Source organism: Mycobacterium sp. URHB0044 (genome assembly GCF_000620625.1).
Classification (GTDB): domain Bacteria; phylum Actinomycetota; class Actinomycetes; order Mycobacteriales; family Mycobacteriaceae; genus Mycobacterium.
This window is the reverse complement of the sequence record NZ_JIAW01000001.1, coordinates 679,552-696,439: the sequence shown is the minus strand read 5'-3', so window position 1 is coordinate 696,439 and position 16,888 is coordinate 679,552. Positions and strand designations below refer to the sequence as shown.

16 protein-coding genes are annotated in these 16,888 nt (G+C 66.5%); 13 read left to right on the top strand and 3 right to left on the bottom strand.

Annotated elements, in window-relative coordinates:
* Positions 1 to 14 precede the first annotated feature (14 nt).
* Positions 15 to 323: a DUF732 domain-containing protein gene (locus N536_RS0103390; protein WP_155948392.1), complete on the top strand. Its 309-nt coding sequence runs from the start codon at positions 15 to 17 to the stop codon at positions 321 to 323.
* Positions 324 to 367: 44 nt separating this feature from the next.
* Positions 368 to 1,222 (top strand): carbon-nitrogen hydrolase family protein, encoded by an 855-nt coding sequence (locus tag N536_RS0103385; protein ID WP_029112311.1) that lies wholly within the window; start codon positions 368 to 370, stop codon positions 1,220 to 1,222.
* Here the strand turns inward: N536_RS0103385 and N536_RS0103380 are convergent.
* Complete coding sequence (locus N536_RS0103380; protein ID WP_029112310.1) at positions 1,219 to 2,679, bottom strand: aminotransferase class I/II-fold pyridoxal phosphate-dependent enzyme; 1,461 nt, start codon at positions 2,677 to 2,679, stop codon at positions 1,219 to 1,221. The two genes, N536_RS0103385 and N536_RS0103380, sit on opposite strands and share 4 nt — an antisense overlap.
* Before the next feature lie 144 nt (positions 2,680 to 2,823).
* Here N536_RS0103380 and N536_RS0103375 point away from each other — a divergent pair, with 144 nt between their 5' ends.
* The 9 genes from N536_RS0103375 to fbaA all read left to right on the top strand — a co-directional run bounded on the left by N536_RS0103375 (position 2,824) and on the right by fbaA (position 12,188).
* Entirely contained in the window at positions 2,824 to 4,599 is a 1,776-nt protein-coding gene (locus N536_RS0103375; RefSeq protein WP_029112309.1) for an N-acetylglutaminylglutamine amidotransferase, read from the top strand.
* A 2-nt stretch (positions 4,600 to 4,601) separates the two neighbouring features.
* On the top strand, positions 4,602 to 5,720 hold the full coding sequence (locus N536_RS37335; RefSeq protein ID WP_197040049.1) for a glutamate--cysteine ligase: 1,119 nt from the start codon (positions 4,602 to 4,604) through the stop codon (positions 5,718 to 5,720).
* Between the two features lie 95 nt (positions 5,721 to 5,815).
* Positions 5,816 to 6,826 carry a substrate-binding domain-containing protein gene (locus N536_RS0103365; RefSeq protein WP_029112308.1) on the top strand — a complete coding sequence of 337 codons (1,011 nt, stop codon included), beginning with the start codon at positions 5,816 to 5,818 and terminating at the stop codon, positions 6,824 to 6,826.
* Positions 6,823 to 7,818 carry an ABC transporter permease gene (locus N536_RS0103360; protein ID WP_029112307.1) on the top strand — a complete coding sequence of 332 codons (996 nt, stop codon included), beginning with the start codon at positions 6,823 to 6,825 and terminating at the stop codon, positions 7,816 to 7,818. The genes N536_RS0103365 and N536_RS0103360 overlap by 4 nt, the downstream gene beginning before the upstream one ends.
* The gene (locus N536_RS0103355) at positions 7,815 to 8,606 is read left to right on the top strand and encodes an ATP-binding cassette domain-containing protein (RefSeq protein ID WP_029112306.1); all 792 of its coding nucleotides are present in this window, start codon (positions 7,815 to 7,817) and stop codon (positions 8,604 to 8,606) included. Before N536_RS0103360 ends, N536_RS0103355 begins: the two co-directional genes overlap by 4 nt.
* The gene (locus N536_RS0103350) at positions 8,584 to 9,501 is read left to right on the top strand and encodes a PfkB family carbohydrate kinase (RefSeq protein WP_029112305.1); all 918 of its coding nucleotides are present in this window, start codon (positions 8,584 to 8,586) and stop codon (positions 9,499 to 9,501) included. Before N536_RS0103355 ends, N536_RS0103350 begins: the two co-directional genes overlap by 23 nt.
* A complete protein-coding gene (locus N536_RS0103345) occupies positions 9,498 to 10,148 on the top strand; it encodes a nucleoside/nucleotide kinase family protein (protein WP_029112304.1) in 651 nt (216 codons plus the stop codon). Before N536_RS0103350 ends, N536_RS0103345 begins: the two co-directional genes overlap by 4 nt.
* Before the next feature lie 5 nt (positions 10,149 to 10,153).
* The gene (locus tag N536_RS0103340) at positions 10,154 to 11,143 is read left to right on the top strand and encodes a LacI family DNA-binding transcriptional regulator (protein WP_231514415.1); all 990 of its coding nucleotides are present in this window, start codon (positions 10,154 to 10,156) and stop codon (positions 11,141 to 11,143) included.
* 22 nt (positions 11,144 to 11,165) lie between these two features.
* Positions 11,166 to 12,188 carry a class II fructose-bisphosphate aldolase gene (gene fbaA / locus N536_RS0103335; protein ID WP_029112302.1) on the top strand — a complete coding sequence of 341 codons (1,023 nt, stop codon included), beginning with the start codon at positions 11,166 to 11,168 and terminating at the stop codon, positions 12,186 to 12,188.
* 34 nt (positions 12,189 to 12,222) lie between these two features.
* Here fbaA and N536_RS0103330 read toward each other — a convergent pair whose 3' ends face one another.
* Positions 12,223 to 13,599 (bottom strand): 6-phospho-beta-glucosidase, encoded by a 1,377-nt coding sequence (locus N536_RS0103330; protein ID WP_029112301.1) that lies wholly within the window; start codon positions 13,597 to 13,599, stop codon positions 12,223 to 12,225.
* Positions 13,596 to 14,390 (bottom strand): DeoR/GlpR family DNA-binding transcription regulator, encoded by a 795-nt coding sequence (locus N536_RS0103325; protein ID WP_231514394.1) that lies wholly within the window; start codon positions 14,388 to 14,390, stop codon positions 13,596 to 13,598. The genes N536_RS0103330 and N536_RS0103325 overlap by 4 nt, the downstream gene beginning before the upstream one ends.
* Before the next feature lie 153 nt (positions 14,391 to 14,543).
* Here N536_RS0103325 and N536_RS0103320 point away from each other — a divergent pair, with 153 nt between their 5' ends.
* Positions 14,544 to 15,530 carry a carbohydrate kinase family protein gene (locus N536_RS0103320; RefSeq protein ID WP_029112299.1) on the top strand — a complete coding sequence of 329 codons (987 nt, stop codon included), beginning with the start codon at positions 14,544 to 14,546 and terminating at the stop codon, positions 15,528 to 15,530.
* A complete protein-coding gene (locus tag N536_RS0103315) occupies positions 15,527 to 16,888 on the top strand; it encodes an extracellular solute-binding protein (protein WP_029112298.1) in 1,362 nt (453 codons plus the stop codon). The genes N536_RS0103320 and N536_RS0103315 overlap by 4 nt, the downstream gene beginning before the upstream one ends.

Sequence of the window (16,888 nt, the reverse complement as noted above, 5' to 3'; positions counted from 1 at the left end):
CTATCGTGATCACCATGCGCGCTCTCGTCATCGCCGTCGCTGGTCTCGTCGCGCTCGCTCCCGTCGCCAACGCCACCCCGCAAGACGATCAGTACGTCGCCGCCCTCAAGTCACGCAATGTCGGCGGAGATCCCGACAAACTCATCGGCTACGGACTGACCGCCTGCGAGAACTACGGAACACCCGAATTCGGCGCCCAGATAGACCACCTTGAAGCCATTGGCTACACGCACATTCAGGCCGAAGAGATTGTGGGCTTTGGACTGCAGGCCTACTGCCCGGACAAGCTGCCGCCAAGCGGCGCTCCCGGAACGCAACCTTGACGGAAGCGGGGTTTGCACCACCGCTGCGGGGGTATCGCGAGCGCGTGCCGAAAGAACTGTCGCTCGCGCTCGTGCAGTCCGACGCCGTCGCGTCGGCGGCGGAGTTCGCCGAGCAGGTCCGGCTCTTGGCGCGGCAGTATCCGAACACCGAGATGTTCGTCTTCCCCGAGCATCACCTAGAGGGGTCATGGGACCCGTGGGATCCGGTGAGCACGGAGCGTCACGCCGAACCGCTCGACGGGCCGTTGTGCCGCGACGTCGCCGCCCTGGCCGCGGAGCTCGACCTTTGGCTGGTGCCGGGAAGCATCCTCGAACGGACGGCGTCGGGAGTCATCCACAACACGATGGTGGTGTTCTCTCCGGCCGGTGAACTGGCCGCGAAGTACCGCAAGGTCTTCCCGTGGCGCCCGGTGGAGACGTGCGAACCCGGGGCCGAGTTCATCACGGTTGCGATCGGCGACGTCGGTACGGCCGGATTGACGGTGTGCTACGACGCGTGGTTCCCGGAGGTGTCGCGCCAGCTGGCGTGGATGGGTGCCGAGCTTCTGCTGAACGTCGTGCTGACGCCGACGGGTGACCGCGTGCAGGAAGTCGTTCTCGCGCAAGCCAATGCGATCGTCAACCAGGTGTTCGTCGCCAGCGTCAACGCGGCGGCACCTCGTGGCCAGGGTCGCAGCCTGCTGGTGGATCCGCAGGGCCGCATCCTGGCGGCGGCCGTCGGCGCAGAACCGACGGTGCTGGCCGCGACCATCGACCTCGACGAGGTTCGCCGCACCCGCGAACACGGAACAGCCGGGGTGACCAAGCCATGGTCGCAGTTCGTCGAAACCGACCGGCCCATCGATCTGCCCGTTTACGAGGGCCGCATCACGCCGCAGACCTGGCGCCCAAAGCCTTAGGCCACGACTCTGAACTTGTGCACCTGCTGATCTGACGCATCCGGGAGATTCATCCCCGCGTCCGCACCGGTGCGCAGGTAGTTGATCACTGCGTCGTTGAGTAGTTCGCCCGGTGTCACCGCCGGAATGCCTGGCGGATAGGGCGTGATGAGTTCGGCAGACACCCGGCCCGCTGCCTGTTCGGCGGGCACCATTTCCGTCGGGCCGAAGAACGCGTCGCGGGGAAGCACCACCGTCTCCAACTGGATCTCCTCCGGCGACGGCAGGTCGATTCGCGGCGGGGGGTCAAAGTCGCGCGCGGCCTCGCGCCACGACGTCAAGGCGTTGAGCAGGCGGTCGACGGTGTGCGCGTCGTCGGCGTAGGACATCTTGGCCACCATGCGCCGATGGTCGCCTTCACCGACGTCGAGCAGGCAGTGTTCTCGGATCCAGTCGACGGCCTGATACCCCGACGTGCCCGTGTCGGCGATGTCGATCAACACCTGCAAGTGATCGAGGTCGTGCGAAGCCTGCTCACCGAGCAGCTCGTCCTCCAGCACCTTGACGTCCGGTATCTGGTTGATGCGCATGCGAGTGGAATTCGCCAGTTTCAGTGCGGCCGTGAGCAACTCGGTACCCCGCTCGACCATCTGGCGCCGCCACGCATCCAACGCTGCGTACACCATCACGTTCGGGCTGGTGGTCATCAGGAAGTCCGCGCACTTGACCAGCCGATCGCTGTCGACCAGGTCACCTTGGAGGTGAAAGACCGAACCCTGCTCGAAGCCCGAACCCATCTTGTGCACACTGACCACACAGACGTCGGCGCCAGCGTCCATCGCCCACGTCGGCAGATCGTCGTGGAACGGCAGGTGGGCACCCCAGGCCTCGTCGACGATCAGCGGCTTCCCCCGTTCGTGGCACACCTCGACGATGCCGGACAGATCAGCACAGGTGCCGTACGGGCTGGGGCTGACGACCAACGCGCCCGCGGCGTCGGGATGCTTCTCCCAGGTTTCGCGCACCTGCTGCGGCGACGGCGGATGGGAGAAGTGCCGCTCCGCATCCCACTGCGGCGTTATCCAATGCGGTTGCACGCCTGCGAGCACCAGGCCGGAAACCACCGACTTGTGACTGTCCCTGCCGACGAGCAGACCGCCCTCGGCTCCACCGGCCACCGCCATCATCGCGGCCTTCACCGACAACGAGCTGCCACAGGTGGAGAAGAAGGCCGAATCCGCGCCGACGGCCTCGGCCATCAGGTCCTCGGCGTCCGACAAGTAACCACCCCGCGACAACCGGTCGTCGAGCCCGCCGGAGGCCACCACGTCGTCGCGGAACGGGTCTTTGCCGAGGACGGCGAGCGCCCGCTCGTCGGTGCCGCGGCCCTGCCGGTGCCCTGGCGGGCTGAACCCGTAGCGCTCGCTGCGGTGATAGTCGGCCAACGCGTCCAACAACGGTGCCTTCGATTGATCCACGGTGTTCGGATACCCCCGAACAGTCGCTCGAATCGCGTTAGCTCAGCTGCGTTTGACGCCGCCGTCGACGGGTATCCCGCCGTGGTCTGAAGTCCAGTCCGGCGCTTCGGCCAGCTGTGTCGGCTTGCGGCCTCAGGACGTGAAATGTGCGGTATCTGCGGTGAGATTCGCTTCGACGGATGCACGGCGGACGTGCCGGCGACCGTCGCGATGACTGCGGCCATGGCATCGCGGGGACCTGACGGTGAGGGCCTCTGGCATGACGGACCCGTCGCGTTCGGCCACCGCAGGCTGGCCATCATCGACGTCAGTGACACCGGCGCTCAGCCGATGGTCGACGACGGGTGCGTGATCGTCTTCAACGGCTGCATCTACAACCACCATGAGTTGCGCAAGCGACTGACGGCGCTTGGCCACCAGTTCCGCTCGACGTCGGACACCGAAGTCGTGATCAAGGCCTACCGGCACTGGGGTGAACGACTCGTCGACCACCTCGTCGGCATGTTCGCCTTCGTTCTGTTGGACCGATTCTCGCGGCGGGTGATCATGGTCCGCGACCGGCTCGGCATCAAACCCCTCTACGTCGCGGACGTCGGTGGCGGCGTGCGTTTCGCGTCGTCACTGCCCGCCCTGCTCGAAGGTGGCGGTATCGATACGTCCCTGGATCCCGTTGCAGTGCACCACTATCTGAGCTGGCATTCGATAGTGCCTGCACCGCGGACGTTACTGCACGGTGTCCGCAAGCTGCCGCCGGCGACCATGCGCACCATCGAGCCCGACGGGCGGCCGCGTGACGAAATCTATTGGCGGCCCATATTTCATCGCCCCACCGGTCGGGCGCCGTCACCGGTGGAGTGGCAAGTTCGATTGCTCGAAGCGCTCAAGCGCGCGGTGGAACGCCGCATGGTCGCCGATGTGCCGGTCGGTGTCTTGTTGTCCGGTGGACTGGATTCCAGTTTGATCGTCGCCCTGTTGAGCGAGGCCGGCGCCACCGGCCTTCCTACGTTCAGCATCGGCTTCGAGCACAGCGCGGGAATCGACGGGGACGAGTTCTTCTACTCCGACTTGATCGCCCGACGTTTCGGCACTACCCATCACCGCATCCGGATCCCCAGCCGCGACATCGTCGACAACCTCGAGCCGACGGTGCTGGCCATGAGTGAGCCCATGGCCAGCCATGACGTGATCGCCTTCCATCTGTTGTCCGAGCAGGTCGCCAAACACATCAAGGTGGTGCAGAGCGGGCAGGGCGCCGACGAAGTGTTCGCCGGCTACGGGTACTACCAGCCGCTGGGAAACGTGCGGCGCCAGCGGGCCGGTGCCGTGTTCAGTCGGGAGTTCCGGGACGCATCGCACGCCGACGTGCTGGCCACATTGGGTGGGGAGCACCGGGTGGCCGACGACGTCAGCACCGAGTTGATCGAGCGGTCATGCGCAGAACCCGGTGCTGAAACCGCTCTGGACGCGGCGCTTCGGTTGGAGCTGACGTGTTTCATGCCCGACGATCCGGTCAAGCGCGTGGACAACACGAGCATGGCGTGGGGACTCGAGGCGCGAGTGCCCTTCCTCGACCACGAACTGGTGGAGCTCGCCGCCCAAGCCCCTCCCGAACTCAAACTGGCTCAGGGCGGCAAGGGCATCCTCAAGGACATCGCTCGGCCATTGGTGGGATCGGACGTCGTGGACCGTCCGAAGGGTTACTTTCCGGTGCCTGCGGTGTCGCACCTCGACGGAGATGTGCTCGATTACGTCGTCGACGTACTGCGGTCGCCCGTGGCGAAGGCCCGCGGACTGATCGATCCCGGCTACGTCGACGCGCTGCTCGCCGAGCCCGAACGACGATTCGCCGGCCAGGGTGATCGCCTGTGGCATCTCGGTGTGCTGGAAATGTGGTTGCAAGCCCACGGGATCGGAGGATGACGATGCCTCCATCGATTGGCGCTGTAGGCGAAACGCTTGGCGTCGAGGAGGAGTATCACCTCGTCGATCCGGCTACTAGCGAATTGGTTTCTCGTACTGCGCATTTCGATACGAACGACTACGTGCAGTGTGAACTGCAGTCCAGTCAGCTCGAGATCGGGACGCACGTGTGCCGCACCCTGACCGAACTTCGCGAAGACCTCGTCAAAGCGCGCCGGGCGGCCGGCGAAGCTGCGGCACAGTCGAATGCCTCCATCCTCGCTGCAGGCACCCACCCGTTCGCCCACTGGCGGGACCTGAAGCGCGTGGCACGACCCCGCTACGACGCCTTGGCGGATCGCTTTGGAGCCGTGGCGGATCGCCAGAACATCTGCGGCCTTCACGTGCACGTCGGGGTTCCCGACGTTGCAACCGCGCTGGCGATCATGAACCGCGCGCGGCCCTATGCGCCCGTGCTCGCTGCCCTGACGTCCAGCTCACCCTTCCAGGAGGGTGTGGACACTGGATTCGCCAGCTTCCGCACGATGTGGTGGGCCATGTGGCCGACGTCAGGTGCGCCGCCACTGCTGCCGTCGGTCGAGGCGTACGAGCAGGTGGTTGCCGATCTGACCGCCGGCGGAATCATTGATGACGCGTCGACGTTGTACTGGGACGTCCGGCCGTCCATCCGCTATCCCACCCTCGAGTTTCGGGCGGCGGACGTGTGCGCGGACATCGACGATGCCGTGCTGTACGCCGCGTTGGTGCGCTCGTTGGTGCGAACGCTCGCGGGAGAACTGGAGCGCGACGTCCCCGACCTGTCGGACGCCACGATCACCGCGGCACGGTGGCGGGCGGCGCGCGACGGGATCCGGGGAGAGCTCTGTGATCCGATGAGCGGCGCTGTGTTGCCTGCCGCCCTGGTGATTCGACGCGTGGCCGCGCAATTGGAACCCGATCTGCGCGAGCACGGCGAATTCGACGCCGTCAGCAGTTCGCTGACTCGCTTACTCGACCGGGGCACGTCCGCCGATTCTCAGAGCTCGCAGTTCGCGAGCAGCCGAGACCTCCGGCAGGTGGTGCGAAGCCTCGTCCGCGCCACGGGTTGCTGGGGGTCACCCGACGCCCGCGCCGCCCGCTGAATTCGGCGAAAGCGCATGCGCAAGCGCTTGCGTCGCTCTAGGCTGCTGCAGATCGCGCGGCGCGACCGGCGTCGCACCGGGACAAGGGAGTCCGCATGTTCGCACGGCGCAGCAGAAGCACGGTCACGGTCGGGGCGGTCCTCGTGGCCGGGTCGCTGGTTCTCGGTCTGACCGGCTGCGGCGGATCGGATTCGGGCAGCGTCAAGGTCGGGCTGATCACCAAGACCGATTCGAACCCGTACTTCGTGAAGTTGCGCGAGGCCGCCCAGGCGCAGGCCGACAAGGACGGTGCCCAGCTGATCGCACTCGCGGGCGCGTTCGACGGTGACAACGAGGGCCAGGTCTCGGCCATCGAGAACATGGTCGGCCAGGGCGTCAAGGGCATTCTGATCACCCCGAACTCCTCCACCGGAGTGCTCGACGCCATCAAGAAGGCGCGCGACGCCGGCGTCATCGTCATCGCTCTCGACACCGCGACAGACCCCGAAGACGCCGTCGACGCCACGTTCGCCACCGACAACAAGGCCGCAGGCGTCAGCCAGGGCAAGTGGGTGAAGGCCGCACTTGCCGGCAAGGCGCCTCAGGTCGTGATGCTGGACGGAACGCCAGGCGGAACCGTCGACACCTTCCGGCACGACGGGTTCCTCGAGGGCTTCGGCATCACGAACGATTCGCCGGAGATCGTCGGCCGGGAAAACACCAACGGCGACCAGACCAAGGCGCAGACCGCCATGGAGAACATCCTCCAGCGCGCCCCCGGCATCAACGCGCTCTACACGATCAACGAACCCGCGGCCGCCGGTGCGTACCAGGCGATTCAGGCCGCGAACCGCGCGAACCAGATCACCATCGGCTCGATCGACGGCAGCTGCACGGGCGTCGCAGACGTGAAGGCCGGCAAGATCGGCGCAACGGTCATGCAGTTCCCGGCGAAGATGGCCGAGCAGGGCGTGCAGGCCGTGGTCAAGTTCGCCAAGGACGGCACCAAGCCCAGCGGATTCAACGACACCGGCTCGGAGCTCATCACGGACAAGCCGGTCCCCGGACTCCCGTCGAAGGACACCGCCTGGGGCGAGAAGAACTGCTGGGGCACAGCTAGTTCATGACCACTGACGCTCCCGCGACCGCGACACCATCGGTCTCGAGCCGCTTCAACGCAGGCAACCTCCTGCGTGAACCGCTGCTCGGTCCGCTGGTGGCGCTGGTCATCGCCATCATCATCTTCAGCGCGGTCTCGAATTCATTCCTCAATCCGCAGAACGTGTCGCTGATCCTGCAGCAGTCGGTGGTCGTCGGCATTCTCGCCGTGGGCCAGACGTTGATCATCCTCACCTCCGGCATCGACCTCTCGATCGGCGCGGTCGCCGTCTTCGGGACGATCGTGATGGCGCAGAGTGCCGGTGCCAACGGGCCGATCATGGCGCTCGGGTCGACGCTGTTGGTGTGCGTCGTGTTCGGCGCGATCAACGGCGGGCTCGTCACCGCGCTCCGATTGCCACCGTTCATCGTCACGCTGGGAACGTTCACCGCGATACAGGCAGCCACCCGACTGCTCGCAGGCTCCGAGACCTACCGCGTGCAGCCGGGACCGCTGACCTTCCTCGGTACGTCGTTTCGCGTCGGGTCGTTCTCGACCACGTACGGCGTGGTCGCGATGCTCCTGGTCTATCTGGTGACGTGGTACGCACTGTCCCAAACTGCCTGGGGCAAACACGTTTACGCCGTCGGCGGCAACCCACAGGCGTCGAACCTGTCGGGCATCAAGTCCGGACGGGTGCTGTTGTCGGTCTACATCACGACGGGTGTGATCGCAGCCGTCGCCGCGTGGGCCGCCCTCGGTCGCATCCCGAACGCCGACCCGAACGCCTACCAGAACGCCAATCTCGAGTCGATCACCGCGGTGGTGATCGGCGGTACCAGTCTGTTCGGCGGGCGCGGCGGCGTTGGCGGAACACTGGTCGGCACCTTGATCGTCGGCGTACTCCGCAACGGTCTGACCCAGGCCGGGGTCGACAACCTCTATCAGAACATCGCAACCGGGGTCCTCGTGATCGTCGCGGTGGCAGTGGATCAATTCGCACGCAGGAGGTCACAGTGACGACGACGACCGGCGCACCCGTCCTCGAGGCGCGCGGGCTCGTCAAGAAGTACGGCCACGTGACGGCGATCAACGGAGCCGACTTCGAGCTCCGCGCAGGTGAGGTGCTCGCGGTCATCGGCGACAACGGTGCCGGAAAGACAAGCCTCATCAAGGCTTTGGCGGGCGCCGTCATTCCGGACTCGGGCGAGATCCTGATGAACGGGACACCCGTGTCGTTCAAGAACACCCGCGACGCCAGGGCCGCCGGAATCGAGACGGTGTACCAGGACCTCGCGGTCGTACAGGCGCTCGACATCGCGTCGAACCTGTACCTCGGACGCGAGGTGCGGCGAAAGGGCGTTGCAGGCAGCCTGTTCCGCCGACTCGACATGCCGAGAATGCGCGAGGAAGCGTCGCAGCACCTCTCGGACCTGAAGATCGGCATCAAGTCCGTGAACCAGGCCGTCGAGACGTTGTCCGGCGGGCAGCGGCAGGGCGTCGCGGTGGCGCGGGCCGCCGCGTTCGGCCGCGGCGTGATCATCATGGACGAGCCGACGGCCGCCCTCGGCGTGCGGGAGTCGGGACAGGTCATCGACCTCATCCGGTCGATCCGCGACCGCGGCATCCCCGTGGTGCTCATCAGCCACGACATGCCGCACGTGTTCGAGGTGGCCGACCGGATTCACATCCACCGACTCGGGCAACGCGCGGGCGTCGTCGATCCGAAGCAGCGCTCGATGTCCGAGGTGGTGGCGCTCATGACCGGTGCGGAGGAGCCGACCGATGAGGAACGCGCCGGTCTCTGAGAAGGCCCCGGTGGGGGTCTTCGTCGGATTGGCGACTCTCGACGTGATCCACCGCATCGCGAAACCGCCTGGTGTGAATGAGAAGATCACGTCGACCGCCCAGTTCGTCGCTGCGGGTGGACCTGCGGCGAACGCAGCCGTCACCTTCGCAGCACTGGGCGGCGACGCGACGCTCGTCACCGCGCTCGGCGACGATCCGGTCGCCGACTTGATCCGAGCCGACCTCGCGAAGTACGACGTCCGCGTCGTCGACGCGGCGACGGGCACCACCCGAGCGGTACCCGTGTCCGCCGTGTCAGTGATCGAATCGACGGGTGACCGGTCGGTCGTCTCGCTCGACGCCGTGACCTCCGACGCGTCGCCACCGGCCGACCTCGAGGACGTCGTGGCGGCTGCGGACGTGGTGCTCGTCGACGGGCACCACCCGCTGATCGCCTGCGCCGCCGTCCGGTTTGCCGCAGCGCGAGACCTCACAGTCGTCGTCGACGCCGGCCGATGGAAGCCGGTCATGAGCGACATCGTTCCCCGGGTCACGGACATGGTGTGCTCCAACGACTTCCGGGTACCGGGGGCCGACGACGCGAAGTCCACCGCCGCGGCGCTGGTCGGCAGCGGTGTGCGCACCGTCGCCACCACGCACGGCGGTGATCCCGTCGAGTGGTGGTCGGGTGGTGAGTCCGGGTCGGTACCGGTGGAACCAGTGGAGGTGGTCGACACGCTGGGCGCCGGCGATGCGTTCCACGGTGCGTATGCATACTTCTCGACCCAGATCGACGGGGTCGCCGAGCGCATCGCGTGGTCCGCTCGCGTGGCGGCACTGCGATGTTCGGTGGTCGGGCCGCGGGCATGGCTGGGCAAGATCCACACTGAACAGACTCGAAAGCGGGAACGGTGACCATCGAGCAGGACGTGCAGAACGCCACACTGGACCAGCTGGTCGAGTCGGCCATGGCGCTCGTCGTTCCCGGCGAGCGCCGCATTCTCGGTCTCACCGGCGCACCGGGAGCCGGGAAGTCCACCGTCGCAGAGCAACTCGTCACCGCACTCGGTCCGGACATCGCCGTCCTCGTCCCGATGGACGGCTTTCATCTGGCCAACGAAGTCTTGATCGACCTGGGACGCCGGGACCGCAAGGGTGCGCACGACACGTTCGACGACGGCGGTTACGCACGCCTGATCGCGACCCTTCGGGCGCAGCGCGTCGACGACCCGGTCGTGTACGCACCCCGGTTCCGGCGCGAGATCGAGGAGTCGATCGGCTCGTCCATTCCCGTGCAGGCGACGGTGCCGCTGGTCGTCACGGAGGGCAACTACCTCCTGCTGGACTTCGACGCGTGGCCGGCGGCGCGGTCCGGTATCGACGAGGTGTGGTTCCTGGCCCCCGACACCGACGTCCGCCACGCTCGGCTCCTGCGCCGACACGAGGCCTACGGAAAGTCCCCGCAGGAGGCGGCGTCCTGGGCGCTCGGACCCGACGAGCGCAATGCCCAACTGATCGAGTCGACCGCAAGTCGCGCGGACCGAATCGTGCGACTCCGGTGACCACCATGGGAGACGTCGCCCGCCTCGCCGGCGTCTCTGCGTCCACGGTCTCGCACGTGCTCAACCGCACCCGCAAGGTCGACACCGCCACGCGCTTGCGCGTCGAAGCGGCCATCGAGCAGACGGGGTACCGACGCAACGTCGTCGCACGTTCACTTGCAGCCGGGCGCACGCATACGGTCGGCCTATCCATCTCCGCGTTGACGAATCCCTACTTCGGCAGCTTGGTGCACGCCGTCGAACGGGCGCTGTCCGAGGCCGGGTACGTGCTGATCGTCGGAGACTCCCACGACGACGTGGAGTCGGAGAAACGCGTCACCGGCTCCCTGCTCGATCGGCAGGTCGACGGGATGATCGTGGCGCCCGCAGCCGGTTCGGAGCGCGTCACCCTCCCCGTAATCAACCGAACGGGAACGCCTCTGGTCTTGATCGACCGCGGTGTCGACCTTGGCTGCGATCAGGTTGGCCCGGAGAACTTCTCGTCGGCACGCCAGCTGACCGAGCACCTGCTCGACCTCGGACATCGCCGGATCGCCGCGGTACGCGGCATTGCCGGGATCTCCTCCACCACCGAGAGATTCGACGGCTACGTCGCGGCGCTCGCAGACCGCGGCATCGCCCTCGACGATGCTCTGGTTCTCGACGGCGACTCCAACACCGACGTGGCGGAGCGTGAAGTGCACGCCCTGATGTCGGGCGAGAACCGCCCCACTGCAGTGGTGTCCTTGAACAACTCCATGACCATCGGCACCCTCAAAGCCGTTCGTAGACTGGGTATGTCGATACCGGGCGACGTGGCACTCGTCTGTTACGACGACTTCGAATGGGCGGACCTCTTCGAACCCAAGCTCACCGCCGCGGCACAGGACGTCGAGACGATCGGCGCCACCGCGGTCGAATTGCTTCTGGCTCGTATTCGGCGGGAAGCCGGTGCACCGCAACGCATTAGGGTGCCGACGACGTTCCATCACCGCAATTCCTGCGGATGCACATAACTCACCGACAGGATCTTCTCGCATGCCGATCGCCACCCCCGACCGCTACCTTGCAATGCTCGACCGCGCCAAGGAGGGCGGGTTCGCGTATCCGGCGATCAACGTGACCAGCTCCCAAACGCTCAACGCGGCCCTGCAGGGGTTCGCCGAAGCGGAGAGCGACGGCATCATTCAGGTGTCGCTGGGAACGGCACTCTATCTGTCCGGCAACACCGTTCAGAGCCGCTTCGCCGGCTCGAAGGCGCTCGCGCTCTATGCACACGAGGTCGCATCGCACTACTCGGTCACCGTGGCCCTGCACACCGATCACTGCCCCGCCGAGAACCTCGACGACTGGGTCCGGCCATTGATCGCCGATTCGATCGAACGGCGCGGCCGAGGCCTGGACCCGCTATATCAATCGCACATGTGGGACGGGTCTGCGGTCCCCCTCGACGAGAACCTGCGCATCGCAAGGGGATTGCTGGAGTCATCGGTGGAAGCCAACACGCTCCTGGAGATCGAGGTCGGCGTGATCGGCGGCGAGGAAGACGGCGTCTCCCATGAGATCAACGAACAGCTGTATTCCACCGTCGACGATGCCCGCGCCACCATCGAGGCACTAGGAACGGGAGAACGCGGTCGGTACCTGACCGCGTTGACGTTCGGCAACGTGCACGGCGTCTACCACCCGGACGCGGTGCATCTGCGCCCGGAGATCCTCGAGGAGATCCAGACCGTCATCGGCGGCGAGACCGGGAAGACGAAGCCGTTCGACCTCGTCTTTCACGGCGGGTCCGGATCGAGCGCCGAGGACATCGCGTCCGCCGTCGCAAGTGGCGTCGTCAAGATGAACGTCGACACCGACACGCAGTACGCGTTCACCCGGTCCATCGCCGGCCACATGATCGCCAAGTACGACCAGGTGCTCAAGGTCGACGGCGGCTACGGCGACAAGAAGGCCTACGACCCGCGGTCGTGGGGCAAACCGGCCGAGAGTGCCATGGCCGCACGGGTTGTCGAGGCCGCGCAGATGCTGGGTTCGGCCGGACGGGCGATGCGCTAGGCCCAGGCATCGGTGACGAGCGCGACGGGCGGCGTCACGCTGCCAGGGAACGCTTCGCCAACGCCTTGGCGAGGTCGGGATTGGCTCCGATATAGCCGGCGAGCAGCTCACGCGCGACACTGACCGAGTCGACCAGAGGGTGCAACGCGAACGCCTTGAGCGCCTCCGCCATCGATCCGGTGGTGACCGCGGAGATGGTGTGCCGTTCAACGGCTTTGACCTGTTGCATTAGTCCCAGCTGGTGCAGGTCGGGCTGTGTGTCCAGGGTCAATGGGTGGACGCCGTTCGCGTCGACCATGGCGGGTACTTCCACCACCGCGTCGTCGGGAAGTCCGGCGATGGTGCCGCGGTTGCGCACGTTGAGGATCATCGTGCGCCTCTCGTCGCGGCTGATCGCCGTCATCACGCCGAGAGCCACACCGGCATACCCCAGGTGAGCGGGATCGGTTTCGCGGTCCCGCTCGACGGCGGGCGCGCCCTGGACGCCGCCCTTGGCCTCGGCCATGTAGCTGGCGCCACGCTCGTCTACCGCACCCGTCCACAGCTTCGCCGCGTGGTCGATGTCTTCGGCGGCTTCGTCGAAGAATCGGCCCTGGGTCTCCAGCAGAAAGTCGCCTCGGGTCTGGGGTGATTCGAGGATGCGCCGCACGGCGTCCCGGTTGTAGTAGTAGTAGTACAGATATTCGTTGGGGATCAGCCCGAGAGTCCGGAGCCACTCGGCGCCGAACACCTGGGTCTCCTCCATCCGTGCCAGTCGCTCGTCGTCGTCGAGCAGCGCCGGCAGGACGTCGACGCCGTCGACCAGCACCCGTCGCATCCAGCCAAGGTGGTTGAGGCCCACGTAGTCCATCTGAATGCGCGTGTGGTCGTAGCCGAGCACGCCGGCGACCCGACGGCCCAGACCCGATGGCGTGTCACAGATTCCGAGCGCGCGGTCACCCAGCACGCTCTGCAGCGCTTCGGTGATGATGCCGGCCGGGTTGGTGAAGTTCAGAAAGTAGGCCTCCGGGGCCACCCGGCGGATCGTCTCCGCGATGTCGAGCATCACCGGCAGGGTGCGCAGGGCATAGGCGATGCCGCCCGGCCCGGTGGTCTCCTGACCAAGCACGTTGAGATCGAGTGCGACGTGCTCGTCGCAGCAGCGTTGCTCGACGCCGCCGACCCTGATGGCGGCGAACACGAAATCGGCGCCGGCCAAGGCAGATTCGAGATCGGTGTAGGTCCGCAGAATGGGTACGTCGGTGAATCCTTCGGCCAGTTGATCAAGGATGGCGGTGATGGTCGTCAGCCGCGCCTCGTCGACGTCGTACAGGGCCACCTCGGTCACCTTCGGCGACCCCTGATCGCGGATGAGGGCCTGCCAGACGTAGGGGGTGCGGAACCCGCCGCCACCGAGAATCACGAGCTTCATGCGACGATGACCTTTCCGCCGGCTTCGCGGCGCTGAGCAATTTCTTCCTCCGGGGTGCCGGGGGTAGTGATGAGCACGTCCACCTCGTCGAGGGTGCACAGCCGTAGCGCCCCCGATCCCGGAAACTTGAGTTCACTGGCCAGCAGCACGATGCGGTGGGACGCCGCGATCATCGCGTGTTTGATGGGAGCCTCGACAGCCATGTTGTCCAGCACCCGGCCACCGCGAACACCGGTGCAGCTCAGGAACATCACGTCGGCGCTGAGCTGGCCTAGTACCTGTTCGGCCAGCGGTCCCACGAGCGACTGCTGGTTGCGTCGCAGCACGCCGCCGAGCAGCACCAGCTCTACCGCGTCGTCACTGCGTACCTCATCGAGCACCGCCAGATTGGACGTGATGATGGTGACGGGACGGCCACGCAGTTCTCGTGCGACGAGTGGAGTGCTCGACCCGATGTCGAGCACGACGACGTCGCCGTCCCCGACCAACCGGGCGGCCTCGACCGCCATCCGCCGTCGCAGCTCGTAGTCGGCACGGGTATCGGAGAGGAACGGGTCCTCGATACCACCGGAGTCGGTGATGTTGGCACGGCTGCCCTGGGTGAGCATCGCTCCGCCGTAGAGGCGCTCGAGCCGGCCGCCCTTGGCCAGCACGTCCAGATCGCGGCGGATGGTGGACTCGCTGACGCCCAATGCCCCGGCAAGTTGCACGACCGACTGCCCCCCGCTGCTGAGCGCAGCGAGTATTCGCTCGTGGCGCTCGGCGAGGAACATGCCGGGAATCGTACCCATCTACTGACCGACTCTGCGCGACTCTGGCCAACTTTGGTCCAAATATCTCCGATATCCGGCGGAGACACGGCCGCAGCGCTATCGTCACGCAGTGAACGCACGGTGAGCACGCACAAAACGTCAAACTACGTCAGACGGTGGAGGTAGCCGGGAGTGACCGATCGTGACATCGACGTCCTCGTGGCGGGACGGGTCTTCGCCGACCTGGTCTTCACCGGAGTGCACGCGCCCGAACCCGGCGCCGAGGTGTACGCCGACGGATTCGCGATCTCACCCGGCGGTGCTGCCAACCGCGCGGTTGCCTCCGCGCGGCTCGGGGCGCGCACCGCGTTGGTCGCCGAGCTGGGTGACGATCCCATCGGCTGCATCGTCGCGCGGAGTCTGCGCGAGGAGCCCGACCTGGATCTGCGCTTCGCCATTCAGCGCGAGGACTACCAAATTCCGATCTCCGTGGCGATCACCGACGGCCACGAGCGCTCGTTCGTCACCTACGAACACTCCGGGGAACTACCGCCCTGGCCGGCGTCCACCGCGGTGCGAGTCGCCCACGTCGGCCTCGGCCGCGGTCCCGTACATCCGCAGGCAACACGGCTGCGCGCCAACGGAACCACGATCGTCGCCGGGGTCGGATGGGATCCCTCGGGACAGTGGTCGGAGACCCTCCTCGAGCATCTCGAAGGCGTCGACGTCCTCATCGTCAATGATCACGAAGCGGTCCAGTACACCCGAGCGGACACGGTGGACGCCGCACTCGACGTCCTGGCCCGGGTGGTCGACACGGCCGTCGTGACCCTCGGCCCACGCGGTGCGGTGGCTGCGCACGGATCTGCCCGGCTGCACGTGCCGGCGATCGCGGTGGACGCTGTCGACCCCACGGGCGCCGGGGACGCGTTCGCCGCAGCCTTCATGGCCGCCACGGCATGGGATTGGGAGCTGCATGATCGGCTGCGGCTGGCCAGCGTGTGCGCCACCTGCTCCGTGCGCAGCGCCGGCGGAGCGCGCAGCGCACCCCACCCCGTCGACATCGCGCACCTACTCGCCGACCACCATTCCGACCCCGGCTGGACCTCCGTCCGGCAGTGGGCAGAACAACGCAGTGATCACCCCGTCCCCGCAACCCCAGGAGCACTGACGTCATGACGAAGAATCGACTGTTCCGACTCGGCGCCGCCATCGCCGTGGCTGGCGTGGCGTTGTCGATGTCTGCTTGCGCGCCTGGGCCTTCGGGTGACACGCCAGCTCCGTCGTCGACCAACCAGGCGTCCAAGGACATCTCCTCCGCCGGACCGGTGACGCTGACCGTCTGGGACCAGAACACCGACGGCGGGATCTCGAAGGCCCAGGAGCAACTGAACGCCGAGTTTCACGAGAAGTATCCGAACGTCACGGTCCAGCGGACCGTGGAGTCGTTCAGCGACCTGAAGACCACCCTGAAGCTGGCCTTGTCGAGCAACACGCCGCCCGACGTCGTCCAGGCCAACCAGGGTTATCCCGACATGGGTGCCTTCGTCGCCGCAGGGATGCTGCGCCCGATGAACGACTACGCCACGCTCTACGGCTGGGACGGCTACTACCCGAAGGCGTTGCTCAAGCAGAACAGCTTCTCCCACGACGGCAAGACCTGGCAGGGCGACACGCTGTTCGGCGTGTCCCAGACCGGCGAGGTAGTCGGCATCTACTACAACCGACAGCTGCTGTCCTCCCTGGGGCTGCAGGCGCCAAAGACCTTGTCGGAGTTGAACTCCGCGATGGCCGCGGCAAAGGCCAAGGGCATTCTGCCGATGGCCTTCGGCAATCTCGACAAGAGTCCGGGAATCCACCTGTTCGGCGTGGTCCAGGCTGCCCTCGCCGGCGCTCCCGCGGTCGACGAACTCGTCAGCGGCCAGGGTGGCGCCTGGACCGACGACCCGTCGTTGAAGGCAGCCCAGCAGATCGCCGAGTGGAGTAAGCAGGGGTATCTCACCCCCGGGGCCAACGGGGTGTCTCGCGACGACGCCGTCGCGGCATTCGGCAAGGGCGGGGCCTTGTTCACGCTGACCGGCACGTGGTTGCAGCAGAACATGCAGGACGACCTTGGTCCGAACGTCGGCTTCGCGACGCTCACCTCCACCGACGGCAAGCCCGCGACAACCGGCGGTCAGGGACTGGCGTGGGCGATCACCTCGAAGTCCGCACATCCCGACGTCGCCGCCGCCTACATCGACTTCATCACCAACGCCAAAGCGGCCCAGACACTCGTCGACACCGGCAACCTGCCCACGGTGTTGCCAAATGGGTACGAGCCCCAACCGGGCACCGTCGCCGCCGACATCGCCACGCAGTACCGCGACGTCCAGAAGGCCAATGGTGAAGTGCCGTACCTGGATTACTCAACGCCCACCTTCTACGACACCATCACCGCGGGGATGCAGGAACTCGTCGGTGGACAGTCCGACCCACAACAGTTCGTCGACACCCTGCAGAAGGACTACGCAAGCTTCTTGGCGAGCAAGAAGTAG

Bases quoted from the DNA above. Each gene is read 5' to 3' on its own strand.
- N536_RS0103390 (WP_155948392.1), top strand. From the start codon at position 15: ATGCGCGCTCTCGTCATCGCCGTCGCTGGTCTCGTCGCGCTCGCTCCC.
- N536_RS0103375 (WP_029112309.1), top strand. From the start codon at position 2,824: ATGTGCGGTATCTGCGGTGAGATTCGCTTCGACGGATGCACGGCGGAC.
- N536_RS37335 (WP_197040049.1), top strand. From the start codon at position 4,602: ATGCCTCCATCGATTGGCGCTGTAGGCGAAACGCTTGGCGTCGAGGAG.
- N536_RS0103365 (WP_029112308.1), top strand. From the start codon at position 5,816: ATGTTCGCACGGCGCAGCAGAAGCACGGTCACGGTCGGGGCGGTCCTC.
- N536_RS0103360 (WP_029112307.1), top strand. From the start codon at position 6,823: ATGACCACTGACGCTCCCGCGACCGCGACACCATCGGTCTCGAGCCGC.
- N536_RS0103350 (WP_029112305.1), top strand. From the start codon at position 8,584: ATGAGGAACGCGCCGGTCTCTGAGAAGGCCCCGGTGGGGGTCTTCGTC.
- N536_RS0103340 (WP_231514415.1), top strand. From the start codon at position 10,154: ATGGGAGACGTCGCCCGCCTCGCCGGCGTCTCTGCGTCCACGGTCTCG.
- fbaA (WP_029112302.1), top strand. From the start codon at position 11,166: ATGCCGATCGCCACCCCCGACCGCTACCTTGCAATGCTCGACCGCGCC.
- N536_RS0103330 (WP_029112301.1), bottom strand. From the start codon at position 13,599: ATGAAGCTCGTGATTCTCGGTGGCGGCGGGTTCCGCACCCCCTACGTC.
- N536_RS0103325 (WP_231514394.1), bottom strand. From the start codon at position 14,390: ATGGGTACGATTCCCGGCATGTTCCTCGCCGAGCGCCACGAGCGAATA.
- N536_RS0103315 (WP_029112298.1), top strand. From the start codon at position 15,527: ATGACGAAGAATCGACTGTTCCGACTCGGCGCCGCCATCGCCGTGGCT.